The 18,846-nt window shown below is 64.4% G+C and carries 19 protein-coding genes; 7 read left to right on the top strand and 12 right to left on the bottom strand.

The window, feature by feature from the left end; all coding sequences use genetic code 11:
- Nucleotides 1–108: 108 nt before the first annotated feature.
- From rpmG to radC, 3 genes are all read right to left on the bottom strand, one after another.
- Nucleotides 109–264: a 50S ribosomal protein L33 gene (rpmG, locus tag ACJJV2_RS01005; protein WP_016417370.1), complete on the bottom strand. Its 156-nt coding sequence runs from the start codon at nucleotides 262–264 to the stop codon at nucleotides 109–111.
- 92 nt (nucleotides 265–356) lie between these two features.
- Nucleotides 357–593 (bottom strand): 50S ribosomal protein L28, encoded by a 237-nt coding sequence (gene rpmB / locus ACJJV2_RS01000; protein ID WP_043336270.1) that lies wholly within the window; start codon nucleotides 591–593, stop codon nucleotides 357–359.
- 441 nt (nucleotides 594–1,034) lie between these two features.
- Nucleotides 1,035–1,709 carry a DNA repair protein RadC gene (radC, locus tag ACJJV2_RS00995; protein ID WP_043336272.1) on the bottom strand — a complete coding sequence of 225 codons (675 nt, stop codon included), beginning with the start codon at nucleotides 1,707–1,709 and terminating at the stop codon, nucleotides 1,035–1,037.
- Nucleotides 1,710–1,998: 289 nt separating this feature from the next.
- Between radC and coaBC the strand changes: the two genes are divergently transcribed.
- From coaBC to slmA, 5 genes are all read left to right on the top strand, one after another.
- A complete protein-coding gene (gene coaBC, locus ACJJV2_RS00990) occupies nucleotides 1,999–3,384 on the top strand; it encodes a bifunctional phosphopantothenoylcysteine decarboxylase/phosphopantothenate--cysteine ligase CoaBC (protein WP_405277748.1) in 1,386 nt (461 codons plus the stop codon).
- Entirely contained in the window at nucleotides 3,385–3,843 is a 459-nt protein-coding gene (gene dut / locus ACJJV2_RS00985) for a dUTP diphosphatase (protein WP_405277746.1), read from the top strand.
- A 163-nt stretch (nucleotides 3,844–4,006) separates the two neighbouring features.
- On the top strand, nucleotides 4,007–5,389 hold the full coding sequence (locus ACJJV2_RS00980; RefSeq protein WP_043336277.1) for a phosphomannomutase/phosphoglucomutase: 1,383 nt from the start codon (nucleotides 4,007–4,009) through the stop codon (nucleotides 5,387–5,389).
- Between the two features lie 231 nt (nucleotides 5,390–5,620).
- Nucleotides 5,621–6,538, top strand: a complete 918-nt coding sequence (gene argB, locus ACJJV2_RS00975) for an acetylglutamate kinase (RefSeq protein WP_043336279.1) — start codon at nucleotides 5,621–5,623, stop codon at nucleotides 6,536–6,538.
- A 112-nt stretch (nucleotides 6,539–6,650) separates the two neighbouring features.
- Complete coding sequence (gene slmA / locus ACJJV2_RS00970; protein WP_043336281.1) at nucleotides 6,651–7,268, top strand: nucleoid occlusion factor SlmA; 618 nt, start codon at nucleotides 6,651–6,653, stop codon at nucleotides 7,266–7,268.
- 142 nt (nucleotides 7,269–7,410) lie between these two features.
- Here the strand turns inward: slmA and ACJJV2_RS00965 are convergent, their stop codons facing one another.
- The 5 genes from ACJJV2_RS00965 to ftsY form a co-directional block, all read right to left on the bottom strand.
- The gene (locus ACJJV2_RS00965; protein ID WP_405277743.1) at nucleotides 7,411–10,041 is read right to left on the bottom strand and encodes a putative bifunctional diguanylate cyclase/phosphodiesterase; all 2,631 of its coding nucleotides are present in this window, start codon (nucleotides 10,039–10,041) and stop codon (nucleotides 7,411–7,413) included.
- A 195-nt stretch (nucleotides 10,042–10,236) separates the two neighbouring features.
- Nucleotides 10,237–11,112 (bottom strand): RNA polymerase sigma factor RpoH, encoded by an 876-nt coding sequence (rpoH, locus tag ACJJV2_RS00960; protein WP_043336284.1) that lies wholly within the window; start codon nucleotides 11,110–11,112, stop codon nucleotides 10,237–10,239.
- A 258-nt stretch (nucleotides 11,113–11,370) separates the two neighbouring features.
- The gene (gene ftsX / locus ACJJV2_RS00955) at nucleotides 11,371–12,453 is read right to left on the bottom strand and encodes a permease-like cell division protein FtsX (RefSeq protein WP_405277741.1); all 1,083 of its coding nucleotides are present in this window, start codon (nucleotides 12,451–12,453) and stop codon (nucleotides 11,371–11,373) included.
- The gene (ftsE, locus tag ACJJV2_RS00950; RefSeq protein ID WP_043336289.1) at nucleotides 12,450–13,118 is read right to left on the bottom strand and encodes a cell division ATP-binding protein FtsE; all 669 of its coding nucleotides are present in this window, start codon (nucleotides 13,116–13,118) and stop codon (nucleotides 12,450–12,452) included. Before ftsE ends, ftsX begins: the two co-directional genes overlap by 4 nt.
- Nucleotides 13,115–14,353: a signal recognition particle-docking protein FtsY gene (gene ftsY, locus ACJJV2_RS00945; RefSeq protein ID WP_405277895.1), complete on the bottom strand. Its 1,239-nt coding sequence runs from the start codon at nucleotides 14,351–14,353 to the stop codon at nucleotides 13,115–13,117. Before ftsY ends, ftsE begins: the two co-directional genes overlap by 4 nt.
- 628 nt (nucleotides 14,354–14,981) lie before the next feature.
- Here ftsY and rsmD point away from each other — a divergent pair.
- Nucleotides 14,982–15,656, top strand: a complete 675-nt coding sequence (gene rsmD / locus ACJJV2_RS00940; protein WP_405277738.1) for a 16S rRNA (guanine(966)-N(2))-methyltransferase RsmD — start codon at nucleotides 14,982–14,984, stop codon at nucleotides 15,654–15,656.
- Nucleotides 15,657–15,838: 182 nt separating this feature from the next.
- Nucleotides 15,839–16,099, top strand: coding sequence for a cell division protein ZapB (gene zapB, locus ACJJV2_RS00935; protein WP_054556544.1), 261 nt, complete (start codon nucleotides 15,839–15,841; stop codon nucleotides 16,097–16,099).
- Nucleotides 16,100–16,292: 193 nt separating this feature from the next.
- On the opposite strand, the gene ACJJV2_RS00930 is transcribed toward zapB, so the two are convergent.
- The 4 genes from ACJJV2_RS00930 to ACJJV2_RS00915 all read right to left on the bottom strand — a co-directional run bounded on the left by ACJJV2_RS00930 (nucleotide 16,293) and on the right by ACJJV2_RS00915 (nucleotide 18,692).
- Nucleotides 16,293–16,796: a GNAT family N-acetyltransferase gene (locus ACJJV2_RS00930; RefSeq protein WP_405277736.1), complete on the bottom strand. Its 504-nt coding sequence runs from the start codon at nucleotides 16,794–16,796 to the stop codon at nucleotides 16,293–16,295.
- A complete protein-coding gene (locus tag ACJJV2_RS00925) occupies nucleotides 16,793–17,764 on the bottom strand; it encodes a hypothetical protein (RefSeq protein WP_405277734.1) in 972 nt (323 codons plus the stop codon). Before ACJJV2_RS00925 ends, ACJJV2_RS00930 begins: the two co-directional genes overlap by 4 nt.
- Nucleotides 17,765–17,766: 2 nt before the next feature.
- Nucleotides 17,767–18,078, bottom strand: a complete 312-nt coding sequence (locus ACJJV2_RS00920; RefSeq protein ID WP_405277732.1) for a BolA family protein — start codon at nucleotides 18,076–18,078, stop codon at nucleotides 17,767–17,769.
- A 230-nt stretch (nucleotides 18,079–18,308) separates the two neighbouring features.
- Complete coding sequence (locus ACJJV2_RS00915; RefSeq protein WP_043336300.1) at nucleotides 18,309–18,692, bottom strand: hypothetical protein; 384 nt, start codon at nucleotides 18,690–18,692, stop codon at nucleotides 18,309–18,311.
- Nucleotides 18,693–18,846 lie beyond the last annotated feature (154 nt).

Raw genomic sequence — 18,846 nt, 5'->3', positions numbered from 1 at the left:
GCCGCCACCCTGTTGCAGGATGCCCAGAACAGCGACATCCAGATACTCGAAAACCCGGTCAGGACCGGGTTTTCGAGGGTTCCGACAGCACGCTGGCGGGAGACAAGATCACTTGATCTTGGCTTCCTTGTACATCACGTGCTTGCGAACGACCGGATCGTACTTCTTGAATTCAAGCTTGTCCGGAGTGTTACGCTTGTTCTTGTCGGTGGTGTAGAAGTGGCCAGTACCGGCACTTGACACCAACTTGATCTTGTCACGCATTTTCAGTTTCCTTCCACAGTCGCATTCACCGAACGATTGAGAGCGCTGCCCTCGGCTCGGTTGCCATTGCTACAGGGGCTGTCTTCTAGTGTTTAGAAGCGCTCGCCACGTGCAGTGAGGTCCTTGAGGACTTCGTCGATACCCTTCTTGTCGATGATGCGCATGCCCTTGGTAGAGACGCGCAGCTTGACGAAGCGCTGCTGGGATTCAACCCAGAAACGGTGGGTGTGCAGGTTCGGCAGGAACCGGCGACGAGTCTTGCGCTGGGAGTGAGAAACATTGTTACCAGTCACCGGGCGCTTGCCGGTAACCTGACATACTTTGGACATTGGAGCCTCCAACCGCTGCGTTGGCTAAGTTGTTCAAAACCTGTCGGGCAAACCGGAAGTGGCAGGCGCCGCCTCATGCCCTGATTTCAAAGTGTTTACGTCCGTTCCGGAAGACAAGCTTTCGGGTGCTGGAACGTGCAGGCGCAGCATTTTACCCGAAGAGGAACGTGAAAGCACGTCCTATACGGATTTTTTTCGCCAGCACGCCCATGCCCGACGTGTCACATCGGTACAGACGCTTCTCAGCCAAACGCTTCACTCAGCCAATGTCGGCCAGAGTGGTCGCGAATTCTGTGGTGGGTGATACGGGAGGCGCAACATTACCACAACCAGTGCCCTGGTTTGCAATCCCTGCGCATTTCTCACGCCAGCGGCGACCGCATCTGGCGGGGGCTGTGCCGTCATCGAGCACTCAGCGCCTCAGCCTCCTCGACGCCCCAACTAGAGCCAGCCACGCTCGGCAAACGAGACCACCTCGCCGTCTCCGACCACGAAGTGATCCAGCACGCGAATATCGAAAAGCCCCAGCGCCTCTTCCAGCCGCTGCGTGATGCGTCGGTCAGCTTCACTGGGCTCCGCGACGCCGGAGGGATGGTTATGGGCCAGGATCAGGGCGCCGGCATTGAGCGCCAGCGCCCGCTTGACCACCTCGCGCGGGTAGACGGCGGCGGCATCCAGCGTGCCGGTGAAGAGTGTCTCGAAGCGGATGACGCGATGCTGACTGTCGAGAAACAGCGCGGCGAACACCTCATGCGGCAGGTCGCGCAGATGCGAGGACAGATAGCGCCGCACCAGCAGGGGCGACGTCAGGGCGGCCCCGCGCATCAACAGACTCTCCAGATGGCGACGCGACAGCTCCAGCGAAGCCTGCAGCTGCACATACTTGGCATCACCCAGTCCGCGCGCCGCGCAGAAGTCCTGCTGGGTCGCCTCCAGCAATGGCCTGAGACCGCCGAAGGTGTTCAGCAGGTCGCGCGCCAGATCCACCGCCGAGCGTCCTTTTATGCCTACGCGCAGAAAGATGGCCAGCAGCTCGGCATCTGACAAGGCCCCTGCCCCTGACGACAACAGCTTCTCGCGCGGACGCTCCCCGACCGGCCACTCTCGAATCCCCATGCACTCTTCTCCCATCGCCTGTCGCCCCGAATGGCTGACAGTCCAAAGCATGAGAAGCGTGGTCAGATGCCGCCTCTTTCGCCATTGTGAGCATCAACGCTTGCCGCCCCGGGGGCCTGCGTCTGGCCCCTGCATGCCACTCGAGAGGAGCCCCCGCCCCATGAAGCGAGCGCTTGGCGACACTCGGCGTCGCGGGCCAGCGGCGCTACGCAAGGTTGCATCACGGTGATATGGTAAAGGGCAAACGCGCGAGCGTAGCAATCGACGCATCAGGGACGCAGGACACACCATGCATTCACTCGCCGGACGGCGCATTCTGCTGGGCATCAGTGGCGGCATCGCGGCCTACAAGGCCGCTCTGATCACCCGCCTGTTGAAAAAGGCGGGCTGTGAAGTGCGCATCGCCATGACCGAAGGGGCTCAAGCCTTCATTACACCGCTGACCTTGCAGGCGTTGTCGGGCAATCCAGTGCACACCTCCCTGCTGGACCCCGAGGCCGAGGCCGGCATGGGACATATCGAGCTGGCACGCTGGGCGGAGGTCATCCTGATCGCGCCTGCCACCGCCGATCTGATGGCCCGCCTGGTGCATGGGCATGCCGATGATCTGCTCACTACCCTGTGCCTGGCCAACAGCGCGCGCTGGGTGATGGCCCCGGCGATGAATCAGGCCATGTGGGCGCACCCCGCCACCCAGCGCAATGCCCGCCAGCTCAGTGCCGATGGCTGGACGCTGCTCGGCCCCGCCAGCGGCGAACAGGCCTGTGGCGACGTGGGCGCGGGTCGCATGCTGGAGCCGGAAGAGATCGTCGCGGCGCTGAGCGACCTCATGAGCCAGAGCGACCTCATGAGCCAGAGCGACCTCATGAGCCAGAGCGACCCCGGCCGCCAGAGCAATGAGATGTCATTGCCGGCCGCAGGCCTGACGGTGACCATCACCGCCGGCCCGACCCGCGAGCCACTGGACCCGGTGCGCTACCTGAGCAATCACAGCTCCGGCAAGATGGGCTATGCGCTGGCCGCCGAGGCCGCGGCGCTGGGCGCCAGTGTGCGCCTGATCAGTGGCCCGGTGGCGCTGGCGACCCCGGCTGGCGTCGAGCGCATCGATGTCGAATCCGCGCTGGACATGCAGGCCGCCGCCGAGGCAGCCGCCAGCGAGAGCGACCTCTTCATCGGCTGCGCGGCAGTCGCCGACTTCCGCCCGGCCACGGTCGCCGACCACAAGCTCAAGAAGCAGTCGGGCGAGGAGCAGATGCAGGTCACGCTGACCCGCAATCCGGATATCATCGCCGGTATCGCCGCCCAGACGCAGGCACGCCGCGCCGCCGGTCAGCGGGCGCCACTGGTGATCGGCTTCGCCGCCGAGACCCGCGATGTGCTCCGCTATGCACGCGACAAGCTTGCACGTAAACAGCTCGACATGATCGTCGCCAATGATGTGAGCACGCCGGGCCTTGGCTTCGGCAGCGACAGCAATGCCGCCACCCTGCTGTGGCAGCCGCTCGATCAGAACACGAACACGCAACACGAACAGGCCATCGCGGCCTGTCCCAAGACGGAACTGGCGCGCGCGATTCTGAAGCGCGCCCTGGCACTCCATCAGCACAGGGTCAGCCTCGACCCTGCCATCCAGACCGTTACACCGACTGTCACCGACGATCAGGAAGCACCTTAGATGACCCGCCCCCGGCTCGAACTCAAGATTCTCGACGAGCGCGTTCGCGATTACCCGCTGCCGCATCACGCCACTCCCGGCAGCGCCGGCATGGACCTGCGCGCACTGCTCGACGCGCCGCTGACCCTGGCGCCGGGCGCCTGTGAGCTGGTGCGTACCGGGCTGGCGATCCACATCGCCGACCCCGCACTGGCCGGCATGATCCTGCCGCGCTCCGGTCTGGGGCACAAACACGGAATCGTGCTGGGCAATCTGGTCGGCCTGATCGACTCCGACTACCAGGGCGAACTGATGATCTCGGTCTGGAACCGTGGCGAGAGAGAGTTCGTGCTGGAGCCCGGCGAGCGCCTGGCACAGTACGTGCTAGTGCCAGTGGTACAGGCGGAGCTGGTGGAAGTCTCTGAATTCGAGGCCAGCCAGCGCGGCGAAGGCGGCTTCGGCCACTCCGGTCGCCACTGATTGACCCGTCATGCCAGAGGGCAACCGAGCGGCAGGCTCGCGCCGGCTTCCGGTCAAAAGGAAGCCATGCAGGTTTCCACACTGATCGTCATGCAGCGATAGCGTTCGAGACGCATGACGCCTCAAGCGACTTCACGATTGATTCAACCGACAGGGATGCACCATGAGTCAGGTACCCGCTTCAATTTTCCGCGCCTACGATATCCGTGGCATCGTGGATGAGACCCTCACCGAAGACGGCGTGCGCGCCATCGGCCAATCCATCGGCAGCGAAGCCGCGGCACGCGGCGAATCCACCGTCGTGGTCGCGCGTGACGGCCGTCTCTCCGGCCCGCGCCTGTCCAAGGCGCTGATCGCGGGCCTGCGCGATGCCGGCCGTGATGTCGTCGACATCGGCATGGTGCCGACACCGGTGCTCTACTACGCCACCAATATCCTGGAAGGCACCCGCTCCGGCGTGATGCTGACCGGCAGCCACAACCCGGCCAACTACAACGGCCTGAAGATCGTGCTGGCCGGCGAGACCCTGTCCGGTGACACCATCACCGACCTCTACCGTCGCCTGCAGGAAGGCGATCTGACGCAAGGCGAAGGCAGCCTGCGTGAAGAGGACGTGCGCGAGCGCTATCTGGAGCAGATCACCGGTGATGTGGTCGTCAAGCGCCCGCTCAAGGCCGTGGTCGATTGCGGCAACGGCGTGGCCGGCGAGCTGGGCCCGGAGCTGATCCGTCGCCTGGGCGTCGACACCGTGCCGCTGTTCGACGAGATCGACGGCAACTTCCCGAACCACCACCCGGACCCGGGCAAGCCGGAAAACCTGCAGGACCTGATCAAGACCATGCAGGAAACCGGCGCGGACATCGGTCTGGCCTTCGATGGTGACGGCGACCGTCTCGGCGTCGTGACGCCCAAGGGCGAGATCCTCTACCCCGACCGCCTGATGATGGCGCTGTCGGAAGACCTGATCGAACGCGTGCCGGGCGCGCGCATCATCTTCGACGTCAAGTGCACCGGCAACCTGGCGACCGTGATCGAGAAAGCCGGCGGCACGCCGGAAATGTGGCGCACCGGCCACTCGCTGATCAAGGCACGCATGAAGGAAACCGGCGCGGCACTGGCCGGCGAGATGAGCGGCCACATCTTCTTCAAGGAGCGCTGGTTCGGCTTCGATGACGGCATCTACGGCGCCGCGCGCCTGCTGGAAATCCTCGCCAAGCAGGATGTCGATGCCGACACCTTCTTCGCCCGTTTCCCGCAGGACCTCGGCACCCCCGAGATCAATGTGGAAGTGACCGACGAGAACAAGTTCGCTATCGTCGAGCGACTGGCCAGCGAAGGCGACTTCGGCAGCGACGGCGTCAAGACCACGCTGGACGGCATTCGTGTCGACTACGCCGATGGCTGGGGCCTGTGCCGTGCCTCCAACACCACGCCGATGCTGGTGCTGCGCTTCGAAGGCAAGTCGGAAGCCGCACTGGAGCGTATCAAGGACAGCTTCCGCGCCGCGCTGAAGCAGGCCGAGCCGAGCATCCAGGCACCGTTCTGATCCCGCTCTCGCTCGCCATCGACAGGATGGCATGAGCCGCAACGGGGGCGGCGGTCTGCCGCTTGATCGCCGCCCTCGCCTTGCCAGGCACTGCAGCCGCTCATCCGGGCGCATCAGGTGCCTGAAGCAACCGATTTGCATGACAGCGCGCACCGCGCGCGCTGAAAGACCGTTTCGAGTGACAGTGTCCGGACTCTCTTTCCGGACCATTTTCTGTGGAGTGATACGCTGATGAGCCACGCCAACCGCGACCCGCATCAGGTGGTCGAGGTCCTGTCCGAAGCCCTGCCCTATATCCAGCAGTTCTCGGGCAAGACCGTGGTGGTCAAGTACGGCGGCAACGCCATGACCGAAGAAGCCTTGATCGACTCCTTCGCTCGCGACATGGTGTTGATGAAGGAAGTCGGCATCAATCCGGTGGTCGTGCATGGCGGCGGCCCGCAGATCGGCGCGCTACTCGAGAAGCTGAACATCGAATCGCGCTTCGTCGATGGCATGCGCGTCACGGATTCCGAGACCATGGACGTGGTCGAGATGGTGCTGGGCGGCCTGGTCAACAAGGGCATCGTCAACCTGATCAACCAGAGTGGCGGCAAGGCCATCGGCCTGACCGGCAAGGACAGCGGCCAGATTCGCGCCCGCCAGCTCAAGGTCAGCGGCCAGACGCCGGGCATGAATGCCTCTGAAATCATCGACATTGGCCATGTCGGTGAAGTCGAGCATGTCTCCACGGACCTGATCGAACTGCTGACACGCAACGATTTCATTCCCGTCATCGCACCCATCGGGGTCGATGCCGAGGGTCGCAGCTACAATATCAATGCCGACCTGGTCGCCGGCAAGGTCGCCGAGGCACTGGGCGCGGAGAAATTGATGCTGCTGACCAACGTGGCTGGCCTGATGAACGCACAAGGCGAAGTCATGACCGGTCTGACCACCGAGGCGGTGGATGGCCTGATCGAGGATGGCACCATCTACGGTGGCATGCTGCCCAAGATCAGCTGTGCACTGGACGCCGTGAAACAAGGCGTGCGCAGTGCTCACATCATCGATGGCCGCGTGCCACATGCGACCCTGCTGGAAATCTTCACCAATGCCGGGGTCGGCACGTTGATCAGCAACGCGGAAGCGGACACTGACAAGGCGTAAGGTGACAAGCCGGGGCTCGGCCCCGGTGTTTCGCGCGAGGCAAGCGACATGCCTCAGGACACGGACCCGCCCGTAGCACACTGCTGCAGGCCGCGATAAACGACAAGATTCCATGACGCAGGCGAATCCAAAACAATCACGTCGCGAACAGATCCTCCAGGCACTCGCTCTGATGCTGGAAGAGGACAGCGGCAAACGCATCACGACTGCAGCACTGGCACGACAGGTCGGTGTCTCGGAGGCGGCGCTCTATCGCCACTTCCCCAGCAAGGCACGCATGTTCGAAGGACTGATCGAATTCATCGAGAGCACGCTGTTCGAGCGTATCGCGCTGATCATTCAGGACAACGACACCGCGCATGCCAGGGTGCATCACATCCTGAGCCTGCTGCTGGGCTTTGCCGAGAAGAATCCGGGGCTGTGTCGCCTCCTCAATGGTGATGCCCTCACCGGCGAGACGGCACGCCTGCGCACGCGCATGGCGCAGCTGTTCGAGCGTCTCGAGACGCAGATCAAGCAGGTGCTGCGTGAAGCCGAGCCTCGCGAGGGACTGCGACCGGCCATCACCGTCACGGCAGCGGCCAACCTGCTGCTGGCGTGTGCGGAAGGTCGCATCGGCCAGTACGTGCGCAGCGACTATCGCAAGCGCCCGACCGAGCACTGGGAAGACCAGTGGCAGCTGCTGAGCCGCGACCTGCTGCTGAGCAGTCAGGAGCGCATTGCCGTCTGAGGGGCTTGCCCCGCGCGCATGCGCCGCACCAAGACGAACGCCCCGCCTGCAGTCATTGCAGGCGGGGCGTTTTTTCTGGGTCAGGCCTTCTCATGTCACCACCGGGTGGGGTGGGATGGAATCGGACTGCACGGACGGCGCCTCAGGCGTTGACGCTGAAGCGCTCCAGTATGGCCTCGGCGGACATCGGCCGCGCCAGCAGGTAGCCCTGATAGGTGTCGCAGCCCAGTCGCTTGAGCTCCTCGAACTGCACGTCCGTCTCGACTCCCTCGGCGACGATCTCATGGCCCAGCGAGTGCCCCAGGCTGATCACGGCACCGACCAGCTGGATGGCCTGCTGATTGGGACAGCGGATACCGCCGTCAGAGCCGGCGACCGCATCCATCTTCATCACGAAGCTGCGGTCGACCTTGAGCACATCCAGCGGCAGGGATGACAGATAGGACAGCGACGAATAGCCCTGCCCGAAGTCATCCAGCGCCACACGCACGCCCAGCTCGCGCAGCGCGCCGAGCACCGCAAGCCCCCCTTCCATGTCCTGGATCAGCAGCGTCTCGGTCACCTCGACTTCCAGCCGCGTCGGCGACAGCTTCTGGCTTTCCAGCACGCCGAAGACTTCGTTCTCGTAGCCCGAGGTCAGCTGGCGCGCCGACAGATTGACCGCCATGCGCGGCATGTGAAGGCCGGCGTCCTGCCAGCGCACCATCTGGGCACAGGCTTCCTCGAGCACGAACCGTCCGAGGCGGAAGATCAGACCGGTCTCTTCGGCCAGCGGAATGAACTGGGCCGGCGAGATCATGCCCAGCTCCGGATGCTGCCAGCGCAGCAGCGCCTCGACACCCTGCAGCTCGCCGTGGCTATCCAGCTGCGGCTGGTAATGCAGATAGAGCTGCTCGCTGCCGATGGCCTGACGCAGGTCCTGCTCCAGCGTCATGCGCGAGGCGACGTGCTTGTCCAGCGACGACTCCCAGCGCAGCGCATGATCGCCGCGCGACTTGGCGTGATAGAGCGCCACATCGGCATTCAGCATCAGCGCCTGGGCATCGCCATTGGTCTCGGACAGCACATAGCCTGCCGTCAGACTGATGATCAGCGGGCGCCCCAGAATCGTGAAGGGACGCTCGACCTTCTGCTGGATCTCCTCCACTACCTGCGCTGGATCATCATTGCCATGCGGCAGGTAGAGGCCGAACTCATCGGCCCCCAGGCGCGCCACCAGACCGCCCGGCGGCAGCAGACGACGCAGACGCTCGCCGACCGCGACCAGCAGCTGGTCACCGGCTTCATGACCCAGACCATCGTTGACGGTCGAGAAACGGTCGATATCGGCGTAGATCATCAAGCCACCCGCCGCGACGCGCTCGTCGGCCGCCGCCATGAAGGCCTTGCGGTTATAGAGCCCCGTCAGGGCGTCATGGCGCGCCAGGAAGTCGAGCTGACGCTCGGATTCCTTGTGCGCACTGATGTCGAGCAGCAGGCCTTCCCAGTAGCGCACGCCATCCTCGCCCTCGATCATCACGCTGCGGTCCAGCACCCAACGCTCATGGTCGGCGATGATGCGGAAGACCTGCTCATGGCGCATCTGCGCGCACATCGCCCAGTGGCGGGCGGCGCTGACGGACTGACGGTCTTCCTGATGGATCAGCTCGGTCAGGGTGATGCCGGTGCCGACCAGTGATTCGGCCGAGCGGCCGAACAGCTCGGCCGAGCCGTTGCTGATGAAGGTCAGCACTCCGGTGTTGACCTCGATGCGATACACCACACCCGGCAGGTTATCCATCAGCGTCACCAGGGTACGAGAGCGCGCCGTCATCGACTCGAGTGCGCCCTCCAGCTCATCGTGGCGCTCAGCGCGCTTGCGCTCGGCACGCGCCACCACGACCACCAGCACGACCAGGAAGATGCCGCCGAGCAGCATGCCGAACCAGATACGATTCCACCACAGCCACCACAGACTGGAGAGCGGCTGACTCACGACGCTGAACAGCTTGAGCGGTGCGATATAGCTGCCCGCCGCCATGCGCGGCCGGCCGTCGAAGCCCGGCACATGGTAGCGACGCACACCACGCTCGGAGATGTACTTGCCCATGTTGGCCATCGAGGACAGCGGCAGCTTGCCGGTCACACCCAGCGCATGCTCCTGGGGGCTCGAGAACAGCAGCAGACCGTTGGTGGAAAACAGGCGCAGGCGCTGCCCATCATCGGAATTCGGGTTGGCCAGCAGGCTGCGTGACTCGGAGAAGTCCAGGCAGCCGATCATCAGCCAGGACATGCCTTCGATATCCATGTGACGGTAGAACGGCAAGCCCGGCTGACCGGATGCCAGCGGCAGTGCCGAGCCGAACAGCAGGCTGCTGCGCCCGGGCAGCGCCTGGGCTTCCGGCTGGGTCAGCTGCCAGCTGCAACTGCGCCCCACGCCGATCTGACGCAGGCTGCTGCCGCGGTAATCGGCAAACGGCACCACCATCAGCGAGACCAGAGAGGGATGACGGCCCAGCGCGCTGTCCAGCGAGCCACGCCACAGCTCCTTGCCTTCACTGCTCAATACGCGCTCCAGCACCATCATCTCGCGCGAGACATTGGCGATCAGCTGCTCGGTGGAGATATGCAGCTGGGTGTCCAGCAGCTCCAGGCGACGCATTTCCTGTTCACGCACATCAAACCATTGGCTGGCCAGAAACAGGCCACCCAATACCACCATCAAGGCTGCATTGAGCCCAAAGATTCGCCACAGCGAATGTGTGCCATTGACGTGCGAGGAGGTCGGGTCCACGGGGTCACCAGTAGAAATGTTTCATGTCTTAGTGTGACAGAATGAAACATTGTGTTGCACTGTTCAACCAATAACGACGGATTCATCGGGATCCACTCTCCCTCAACGAAAATGCCCCGCCGGGAAACCCGGCGGGGCATTTTCACGTGACAGCGAGCCTGAAAATCGCGGGCTCATGTCATGGGGTCATCCAGCTCAGGCAGCGAAGCCTTCGCTCATGTCACCCATCGATTCACGCAGCTTCTTCATCGCGTTCTTCTCGAGCTGACGGATACGCTCGGCAGAGACGCCATAGATGTCAGCAAGCTCGTGCAGAGTCGACTTGTTGTCGCTCAGCCAGCGCTGCTGGAGGATGTCGCGTGAGCGCTCATCCAGTGCCGCCAGCGCCTTGAGCAGACGACCGTGGGAGTCGTCTTCCAGGTCCTGCTGTTCCACCTGGGCAGCCGGATCGAGGCTGTGATCTTCCAGATAGTTGGCCGGCGCCTGATAGGCAGAGCTCTCGTCGTCGCTGGGGCCGGCGTCGAAGCCTGCATCGTGGGCGGAGAGACGGCTTTCCATCTCACGCACCACGGCAGGTTTGACGTCCAGATCGCCCGCGATGGCATCCACTTCATCGTTGTTCAACCAGGCAAGACGCTTCTTGGCGCCACGCAGGTTGAAGAACAGCTTGCGCTGAGCCTTGGTGGTCGCGACCTTCACGATGCGCCAGTTGCGCAGCACGAACTCGTGAATCTCGGCCTTGATCCAATGCACGGCAAAGGAGACGAGGCGTACGCCCTGATGCGGATCGAAGCGCTTGACCGCCTTCATCAGGCCGACATTACCTTCCTGGATCAGGTCCGCCTGCTGCAAGCCATAGCCGCTGTAGCTGCGCGCGATATGCACGACGAAGCGCAGGTGCGACATGACGAGTCGACGGGCCGACTCCAGATGATTCTCTTCATGCAACCGCAGGGCCAGCTCATGCTCTTCTTCGGCAGTAAGCACAGCGATACGGTTCACCGACTGAATATAGCCGTTTAGATCTTGACCCGGTGACAGGTGGCCAAGTGGCTGAAGACTGGTGCTCATAGTGCAGATGTCTCCATGGTTGCCTAACACGCATGCAAGTAGTGAGACTGTGAAGGGTGGGACAGGTTCCCGTCAATAGCTGTACATGGCGTGTACAATTGTCATGACGAGTAGCACTTCGTAACGCTGTCGGGTGTGTGGTGCGTTTAACCACCCACCAGCCCCCTTCACTGACGCCCGACATGAATGTTGTCGGAACGTAACTGTTGACCTTCCTGGGCAGAAATACTGGCTGAAAACCGCGAAAAATAATCGGAATCAGCGCGGAGAAATACTCGCCAGATGACGTCCGACCGCGATCCAGGCCCCTATCCAGCCCAATATTGTACTCGAAAACAGCAGCGTGGCACCCCCTGCAACGCCCAGCGCGGGCAACACATAGTTGCCGCCATAACTTTGTACAAGGGCCGTCACGGGTGCCGCCAGCCAGTTGCCGCCAAGCGCCAGGATTCCGCAGGCCAGCAGCCCTCCTCCCAGGCCGTACCAGGCACCGCTGTAGAGGAAGGGACGCCGCACGAAGGCGTGGGTCGCCCCGATCAGCGTCACGACCTCGATCTCCTGGCGGCGACTCTCCACGGACAGGCGGATGGTATTGCCCACCACCAGCAACACGCCCAGCCCGAAGAGTAACGCGAGTCCCAGCGTCACTTTCTGACCCAGCTCACCCAACTGACGCAGGCGCTCCAGCCAGGCGAGATCCAGGCGTGCGCTGGCGACACCCGGTTCGCCCTCGAGGCGCGTGGCCAGGGCGCGGACGGACTCCGGCGTGGTGTCCAGCGGCGTGATGACGATGCTGGCCGGCAGGGGGTTGTCATCCAGCAGGCTCAGCGAGCGCTTGAGGTCCAGCGCCTGGGCGAATTCCTGCATGCCCTCGGCGGCGGTAATCAGCCGCACTCCCCCGACACCGGCAGCGTCGCGCAGCGAGTCCGACAGCGTCAGCGCCTGGCTCTCGTCGACCGAGGTCTCGAGATAGAGGGTGAGCTGGGCGCTGTCATTGAGTTCATTGTCGAGCAGGCGTGCGCTGTCCAGTGCCAGCCACAGCGCCGCCGGCAACGTCAGTGCGATGGCGATGGCCAGCATGGTCAGCAGGCTGGCGATGGGCGCGACCAGCAGGCGGCGTGCGCTGTCGCGCGCCATGGCAGCGTGATGACGCAGCCAGCTGCGATAGCGGCTCTCGACCGAGACACGACTGGAGCGCGCACCCTTGCGCGCCGCACGCTCGGCGGCCTCCGATGATTCAGGCGCCTGCGCGGCGGCCTTGCGGGTACGCGTCTCGGCGCGGGACTGGCCACGCTCGCGTGAAGAAGAGGGAGACTCGTTGCGGGAACGCGGGGGGCTCATCGGGCATCCTTGTCGGCGATCAGACGACCATCGGACAGCTCCAGCGTGCGATGGTGCAGGCGGGCGATCAGCGCCAGATCGTGACTGGCAATCATCACCGTGGTACCGATGCGATTGAAGTCCTCGAACAGACGCATGATGTCGGCGGACAGTGCCGGGTCCAGATTGCCGGTTGGCTCATCGGCCAGCAGCAGGGCGGGCTTGTTGACCACGGCGCGCGCGATGCCGACCCGCTGCTGCTCACCACCGGACAGCTCGATCGGCAGCGCCTTCTCACGATGCAGAAGGCCGACCTTGTCGAGCGCCGCCCGCACCCGCCGCGCCTGTTCACGCGGCGGAACCCCCTGGATCATCAGCGGCAGGGCCACGTTGTGGAAGATGTTGCGGTCGGTCAGCAGCTGATGGTCCTGGAAGACCACGCCGATCTGGCGGCGGTAATACGGCACCTGGGAGGTATGCAGCCGCCCGATATCATGCCCCGCTACCAGAATGCGCCCACGCGAGGGGCGCTCGAGGAGCATGATCAGCTTGAGCAACGAGCTCTTGCCGGCACCGGAATGGCCTGTCAGAAAGACCATCTCGCCACGCTCGACCCTGAAGTCGAGCCCGGCCAGTGCATCGAAGCGCCCTCCATAGCGCTTGCCGACATGCTCGAAGGCAATCATGCCTCGCGCGACTCGGCGCTGGCCTCTTCGCTTGCCTCATCGCCAGCACGTGCAAACAGGGCACTGACGAAGTCATCAGCCGCGAAGGGACGCAGGTCATCGACACCTTCCCCGACACCGATATAGCGGATCGGCAGATTGAGCTGCTTGGCCAGCGCGAAGATGATGCCGCCCTTGGCGGTCCCATCCAGCTTGGTCAGCGTCAGGCCAGTGATGTTGACCGCTTCATGGAAGGTGGAGGCCTGTGACAGCGCGTTCTGGCCGGTACCGGCATCCAGCACCAGCATCACCTCGTGGGGCGCGGACACATCCAGCTTGGCCATCACGCGCTGCACCTTCTTGAGCTCTTCCATCAGGTGGCTCTTGTTGTGCAGGCGCCCCGCGGTATCGGCGATCAGGATATCGACGTTACGCGCCTTGGCGGCTTCCAGGGCGTCATAGATGACCGAGGCACTGTCGGCGCCGGTATGCTGAGCGATGACCGGTACCTTGTTGCGCTCGCCCCACACCTTGAGCTGCTCCACCGCCGCGGCGCGGAAGGTATCGCCCGCCGCCAGCATCACGCTGCGGCCCTGGCTCTGATAGCGCTTGGCCAGCTTGCCGATGGTGGTGGTCTTGCCGACGCCGTTGACGCCGATCATCAGGATCACGAAGGGGCCGCTGCCCTTGGCCGGCAGCTCCAGGTCCTTGGCGACCGGCGCCAGCATCACGCGCAGCTCTTCCTGCAGCGCTTCGTAGAGCGCCTGCGGCTCCTTCAATTCCTTGCGCGAGATGCGCGCGGTCAGGTTGTCGATGATCTCGGTGGTCGCCTCGATGCCCACGTCTGCCATCAGCAGCTGGGTCTCGAGGTCTTCCATCAGCTCATCATCGATCTGCTTCTTGCCGAGGAACAGGCTGGCGACGCCCTCGGTCAGATTGGCGCGTGTCTTGCCAAGACCGGCCTTGATGCGCGCGAAGAAACCACGCCGCGGCTTTTCCCGACCATCGCGGGCCGTATCACGCGCAGCGTCATCCTCGACCACGGCGTCTGCGCCAGCGGCGGCAGCCTCGGCGGCACGTGCTTCCTCTTCCTGGCGAGCCTGTTCCAGCGCGGCCTGCTCTTCGGCCTCGATGGCGGCCAGCTGCGCGGCGGCCTGATGCTCTTCTTCCTCGCGAGCCGCGATACGCGCCTCTTCGGCACGCGCTTCACTGGCGGCTTCTTCCGCACGGGCCTGAGCGGCCTGTTCGGCAGCGATGCGCTCGGCCTCTGCCTGGGCGGCCTGCTCGGCAGCCAGACGTTCCGCCTCTTCCCGAGCGGCCTTTTCGGCGGCGACGCGTTCTGCAGCAGCCTGCTCCTGGGCGATGCGCTCGGCTTCGTCTCGGGCGGCCTGTTCCTGAGCGGCCTGCTCCTGCGCTGCGCGTTCCTGGGCGATGCGCTCGGCCTCTGCCCTGGCGGCCTGGTCGGCAGCCGCCTGCTCAGAGGCGCGGCGCTCGGCTTCAGCTTCGGCTTTCTGCTCTTCGCGCTTCTGAGCCTCGGCCTGCTGCTCTTCGGCCTTCTGAGCCTCGACCCGAGCGGCCTCTTCACCGGCAAGGCGCTCTGCCTCTACCTTCTCGGCCTCGAGACGCTTCGCCTCGAGCCGCGCTGCCTGCTCGGCATCGGCTTGCTCGTGGGGCGTGGCGTCTTGTGTCTGTTCAAGAGCCTGTTGCTCGAGGGCCTGCTGCTCGGAGGCTTTCTGCTCCTGAGCCTTGTGTTTCTTGCGCTTGAAAAAACCGAACATGGCGAGACAGTCCTGAACTCGTGAAAGTGGCGTCATCCTACCATCCCTTCGGGGCTGAAGGTACGCACCGCGCGGCATCCGGCGTCGCACATGCTAGACTCGCGGCATGAAAAAACGCGCATCCTCCCAAGGCCCCGCACGGGGCAAATCCAACGCGCCCTCGCGCGCTGACAAACAGAGCGGCAAGCGTGGCCAGGCCGCCGGCGGGCCAGGTCGCCTGCGCATCATCGGCGGGCGCTTCAAGCGCCGCCTGCTCAACGTGATCGACGCACCGGGCCTGCGCCCGACGCCCGACCGCGTGCGTGAGACGCTCTACAACTGGCTGGGCTTTCATGTCGGCGGCGCCCGCGTGCTTGACCTCTATGCCGGCAGCGGCGCAGTGGGCCTAGAGGCGCTGTCGCGTGAGGCGGCGCATGTCACCTTCGTGGAACGCGACAGCCGCGTCGCGCGCGCGCTCGAGGCCAATCTCGCGACCCTCGCCAACGGTGACAGCCTGCCAACACAGGTGGTGACCGGCGATGTCCTGCACTGGCTCGAGACGGCCACTCCCGCCGCAGGGGGCATGGACCTGGTGCTGCTCGACCCGCCCTTCCGGCTCGAGCTGGCCGCCGCGAGCTGCGCACTGCTCGAAGCGCATGGCTGGCTGAGCGATGACGCCATGATCTATCTGGAAGTGGAATCCGGCCTCGACCCCGTGGTGCCCGCCAACTGGCAGCTGCACCGGGAAAGCCGTGCCGGCGACAGTCATGGCCGCCTGTATCGGCGCCATCCGCCCGCCTGAGCCACCTTCCCACTTGTGTCGACTCAGGCGGCGTCGTAGTCTGCCTGCAGGCGGGTATCGCTGCGCCATCCGGCAAGGATTCCCGACATGGCCGATATTCATCGCACCAGCATTTACCGCATACCTTTACCGCCCTCAACGAACCCCCTCGGGCCACGACCGTGACTCGACAAGGAGATAGCATGAGCACAGAACTCTTTACCCAACTTGAGCAGAAAGTCGGCCAGGCCATCGACAGCATCGAGATGCTGAAGATGGAAGTCGAAGAGCTGAAGGAAGAGAACCAGCGCCTGACCGAAGCCAAGACAGGTCAGGGCGAAGAGCTGGAACAGCTGCGCCAGACCAACGCTCAACTGCAGGAAGAGCGTGACCAGTGGGCACAGCGTCTGGAAGCGCTGGTCGCACGCTTCAGCGAGACCGAGAGCGAAACCCAGAGCGCCTGAGGCTCCCGCGCGTCCTGCGCGCTGGGCCGCGTGAACATGCACTCTTGAACAATGGCTCTTGAACAGGAGCTCCTGAACAAGAGTTCATGAACAGGGCCTCATGAAAACGCCGCCAACAGGAGACTGTCGGCGGCGTTTTCGTGTCGGCACCAGCATCAGAGCGATGCCGGAGCCCAAGACAGAAGGGCCAGGATCACACCAGCGGCAGCGACATGAGCCAAGCATCTTCTCGCCCGCCATCCGCCAGCGGATAGTAGCCCCTGCGCACTCCATCCCGGGTGAACCCGGCCTTCGCATAGAGGGCTGCGGCGGCGGCATTGCTGGTGCGCACCTCCAGCAGCAGGCGCTCAAGCCCCGAGTCACGTTGCCAGTCACGCGCCTGCGCGATGGCGGCGGCCAAAAGGCGTGCACCTACGCCCTGCCCGCGCTGCGCGGCGTGCACGGTGATCGCCTCGATCTCGGCCTCGAAGGGCCCGCGCGCCAGCACCACGAAGCCGATCAGCTCTGCGGTCGGCGACTCACAGGCCTGCCACCAGGCGCCCAGCACGCAGCGCGCGTCATCGTTGAACACATCGACCAGCTGTGACTGGCTCAGGCCGTGTGCCTGGCTGGCCTCGATAGCCTCAAGCGCCGTCAGGGTCGCTTGCTCATCGGCCAGCTCACGCAGCTCGAGGCGCCGGGAAACTGACTCGCTCATGAGGCGTCCGTCTGCGGCGATGCCGACTGCCACTCGCGTCCCCAGCGGATCAACAGCGGCCACAGTTTGCGCTTGGCGTCACTTGAGCGCGCCAGCGCCGACAGCGCCGATCCCTGCCAGACCGGCAGGTTCAGCAGACTTGAAGTCGCCTCACCGCGCTCGGAAGCGGTGATGCCAAGCACCTCGCGCAGCGTCTCGCTGGCCTCATCGCTGCCGAAGATCAACAGCCTCTCCGGCTGCCAACCACAACGCGCTGGGCCGCTCAGGAAGGCATGCAAACCTTCGCGAGCTTCTTCGAGTGGCGCACTGGCCTTGAGGTTGGGCAACAGCGGCCAGCGGAAGTGGCTGAAGGTGAGCCCTGATGCCGCCTCGATGCCGGCGGCGCGCCACAACGCCTTGAGCAAGGCTTCCCCTTCCAGATGCGGTGCCTCGTCACCGGGCAGCATGATCAACCAGCGCCCTTCCAGCGCCGCCAGCTGAACGCTGAAGCGCAGTGGCGGCTTGTCTGCCGCTGGTGGCGTCACTGCCTCATCTGCTGCCGGCGCCTCAGCCGAGACCTGCGTCGGCGGCGTCCCCCACGAGGCGGTGCTGCTGGTCTCGGCAGCGCCGGGCGTCGGCGAGGCAGCCGCAGCGGGGGCTTCGACCGCCGCCGGCGCCATGCCCAGCAAGGCGCGTGCACTCGAGGCCGGAGAAGGCCCTGCCGGGCGTGGCGTCGCGCTGCCGGCCATGCCGCCAGCCTGAGCGGAGGAGGCGTGACTGGCATCCGCCGTCTGGTGGGCAGCAGGCGGACGCGGCGCCTCATCGATCAGCGCGTGCAGGCGCGCCTGGGGCGCGACCGCCTCCGCCGCTTGCGGCTCGGGCCAGTCACACGCCTGGGTGGGCAAGGCATTGGGCAGCTGATAGCGACCGACCCAGGCGGTCAGTCCCATCGCGTCCAGATATTGCAGGCGTTGCGGTTCAGGGGTCATGGTCAGTGCTTGCCGCCGCCCAGACAGTTAGGGGAATCCGGAATCTCGCCACCGCGTGCCGCCCACTCCTGCGCGGTGTACAGATGCAGTGCCAGTGCGTGCACCGGGCCACCCAGCTCTTCGCTGAGCAAGGCATACAGCTGCTGGTGACGCTTGACCCGTGACAGGCCGCTGAAGCGATCGCTGACCAGGGTGACCTTGAAGTGGGTCTCGGAGTTGGCCGGCACGCTATGCATATGGCTCTCGTTGACGACTTCGACCATCAACGGGTCAAGCGTCGCGAGCTTGGTGTCTATCTGGGTCTGGATGCTCATGCGCAATCTCCTTGAAGGGGGGGAAGCCGCACGACGGACATGCGGAAAATTGAGGGTGACGATGCGATCGCCACAACGCAAATGGCCTCGGGCATTATGCCCGAGGCCATTGTAGCGTCTGTCGCCATCACTGACAGTCATTGCTGACGGCACTGGCTGACAGCTCTTGCGGAAAGTACGGCGACGACGGCCATCACGCGTCTGACAATCTGCGCGAGCATGTTAGAGCTTCAGTCAAGATCGGCCAGCAGCTCGTCATCGACTTCGCTGACTTCCAGCGGCGCCTCGTCGTCCAGGTCGACCGCCAGATAGCTGTGCTCGACAGTCAGGAAGCGCTCGAAGAGTGCCTTGTCCATCGGCTCCGGCCAATGGCGGGTGTCTTCTTCCCAGGCGCGCAGCTCGCTTTCCAGCACGTCCAGCCAGCGCTCGGAGACGAAGCCGTCCAGCGCCTCACGCGTGTCCATCTCGGGAATCAGGTAGACGGTGCTCTCCTGATTGACATCCTCCAGCGCCAGATCCTCGCCTCCCTCGCCTTCGGATTCCAGCGAGTTGATCCAGTCGACAAACGCCTGGGTCGGCTTGACGCTCAGGGCGGAACGGTTAAGCAGCTTCATTCTGCACTCTCCAGGACATTCAGGGACAATTCCGAGACAGGACACACCGTGGATGGCAGCGCCGCTCATAAAGCAGGCACGCGATGCGGGTGAGCCTCGAGGCGTCCAGCGCGTCACCCTGGCAGTGCCAGGGCGCCAGCAGACTGGACGCCGA

This window comes from Cobetia sp. Ld8, assembly GCF_045066615.1.
Taxonomy (GTDB): domain Bacteria; phylum Pseudomonadota; class Gammaproteobacteria; order Pseudomonadales; family Halomonadaceae; genus Cobetia; species Cobetia amphilecti.
Note: the sequence above shows the minus strand (reverse complement) of the source record. Positions and strands in the feature narration are given on the sequence as shown.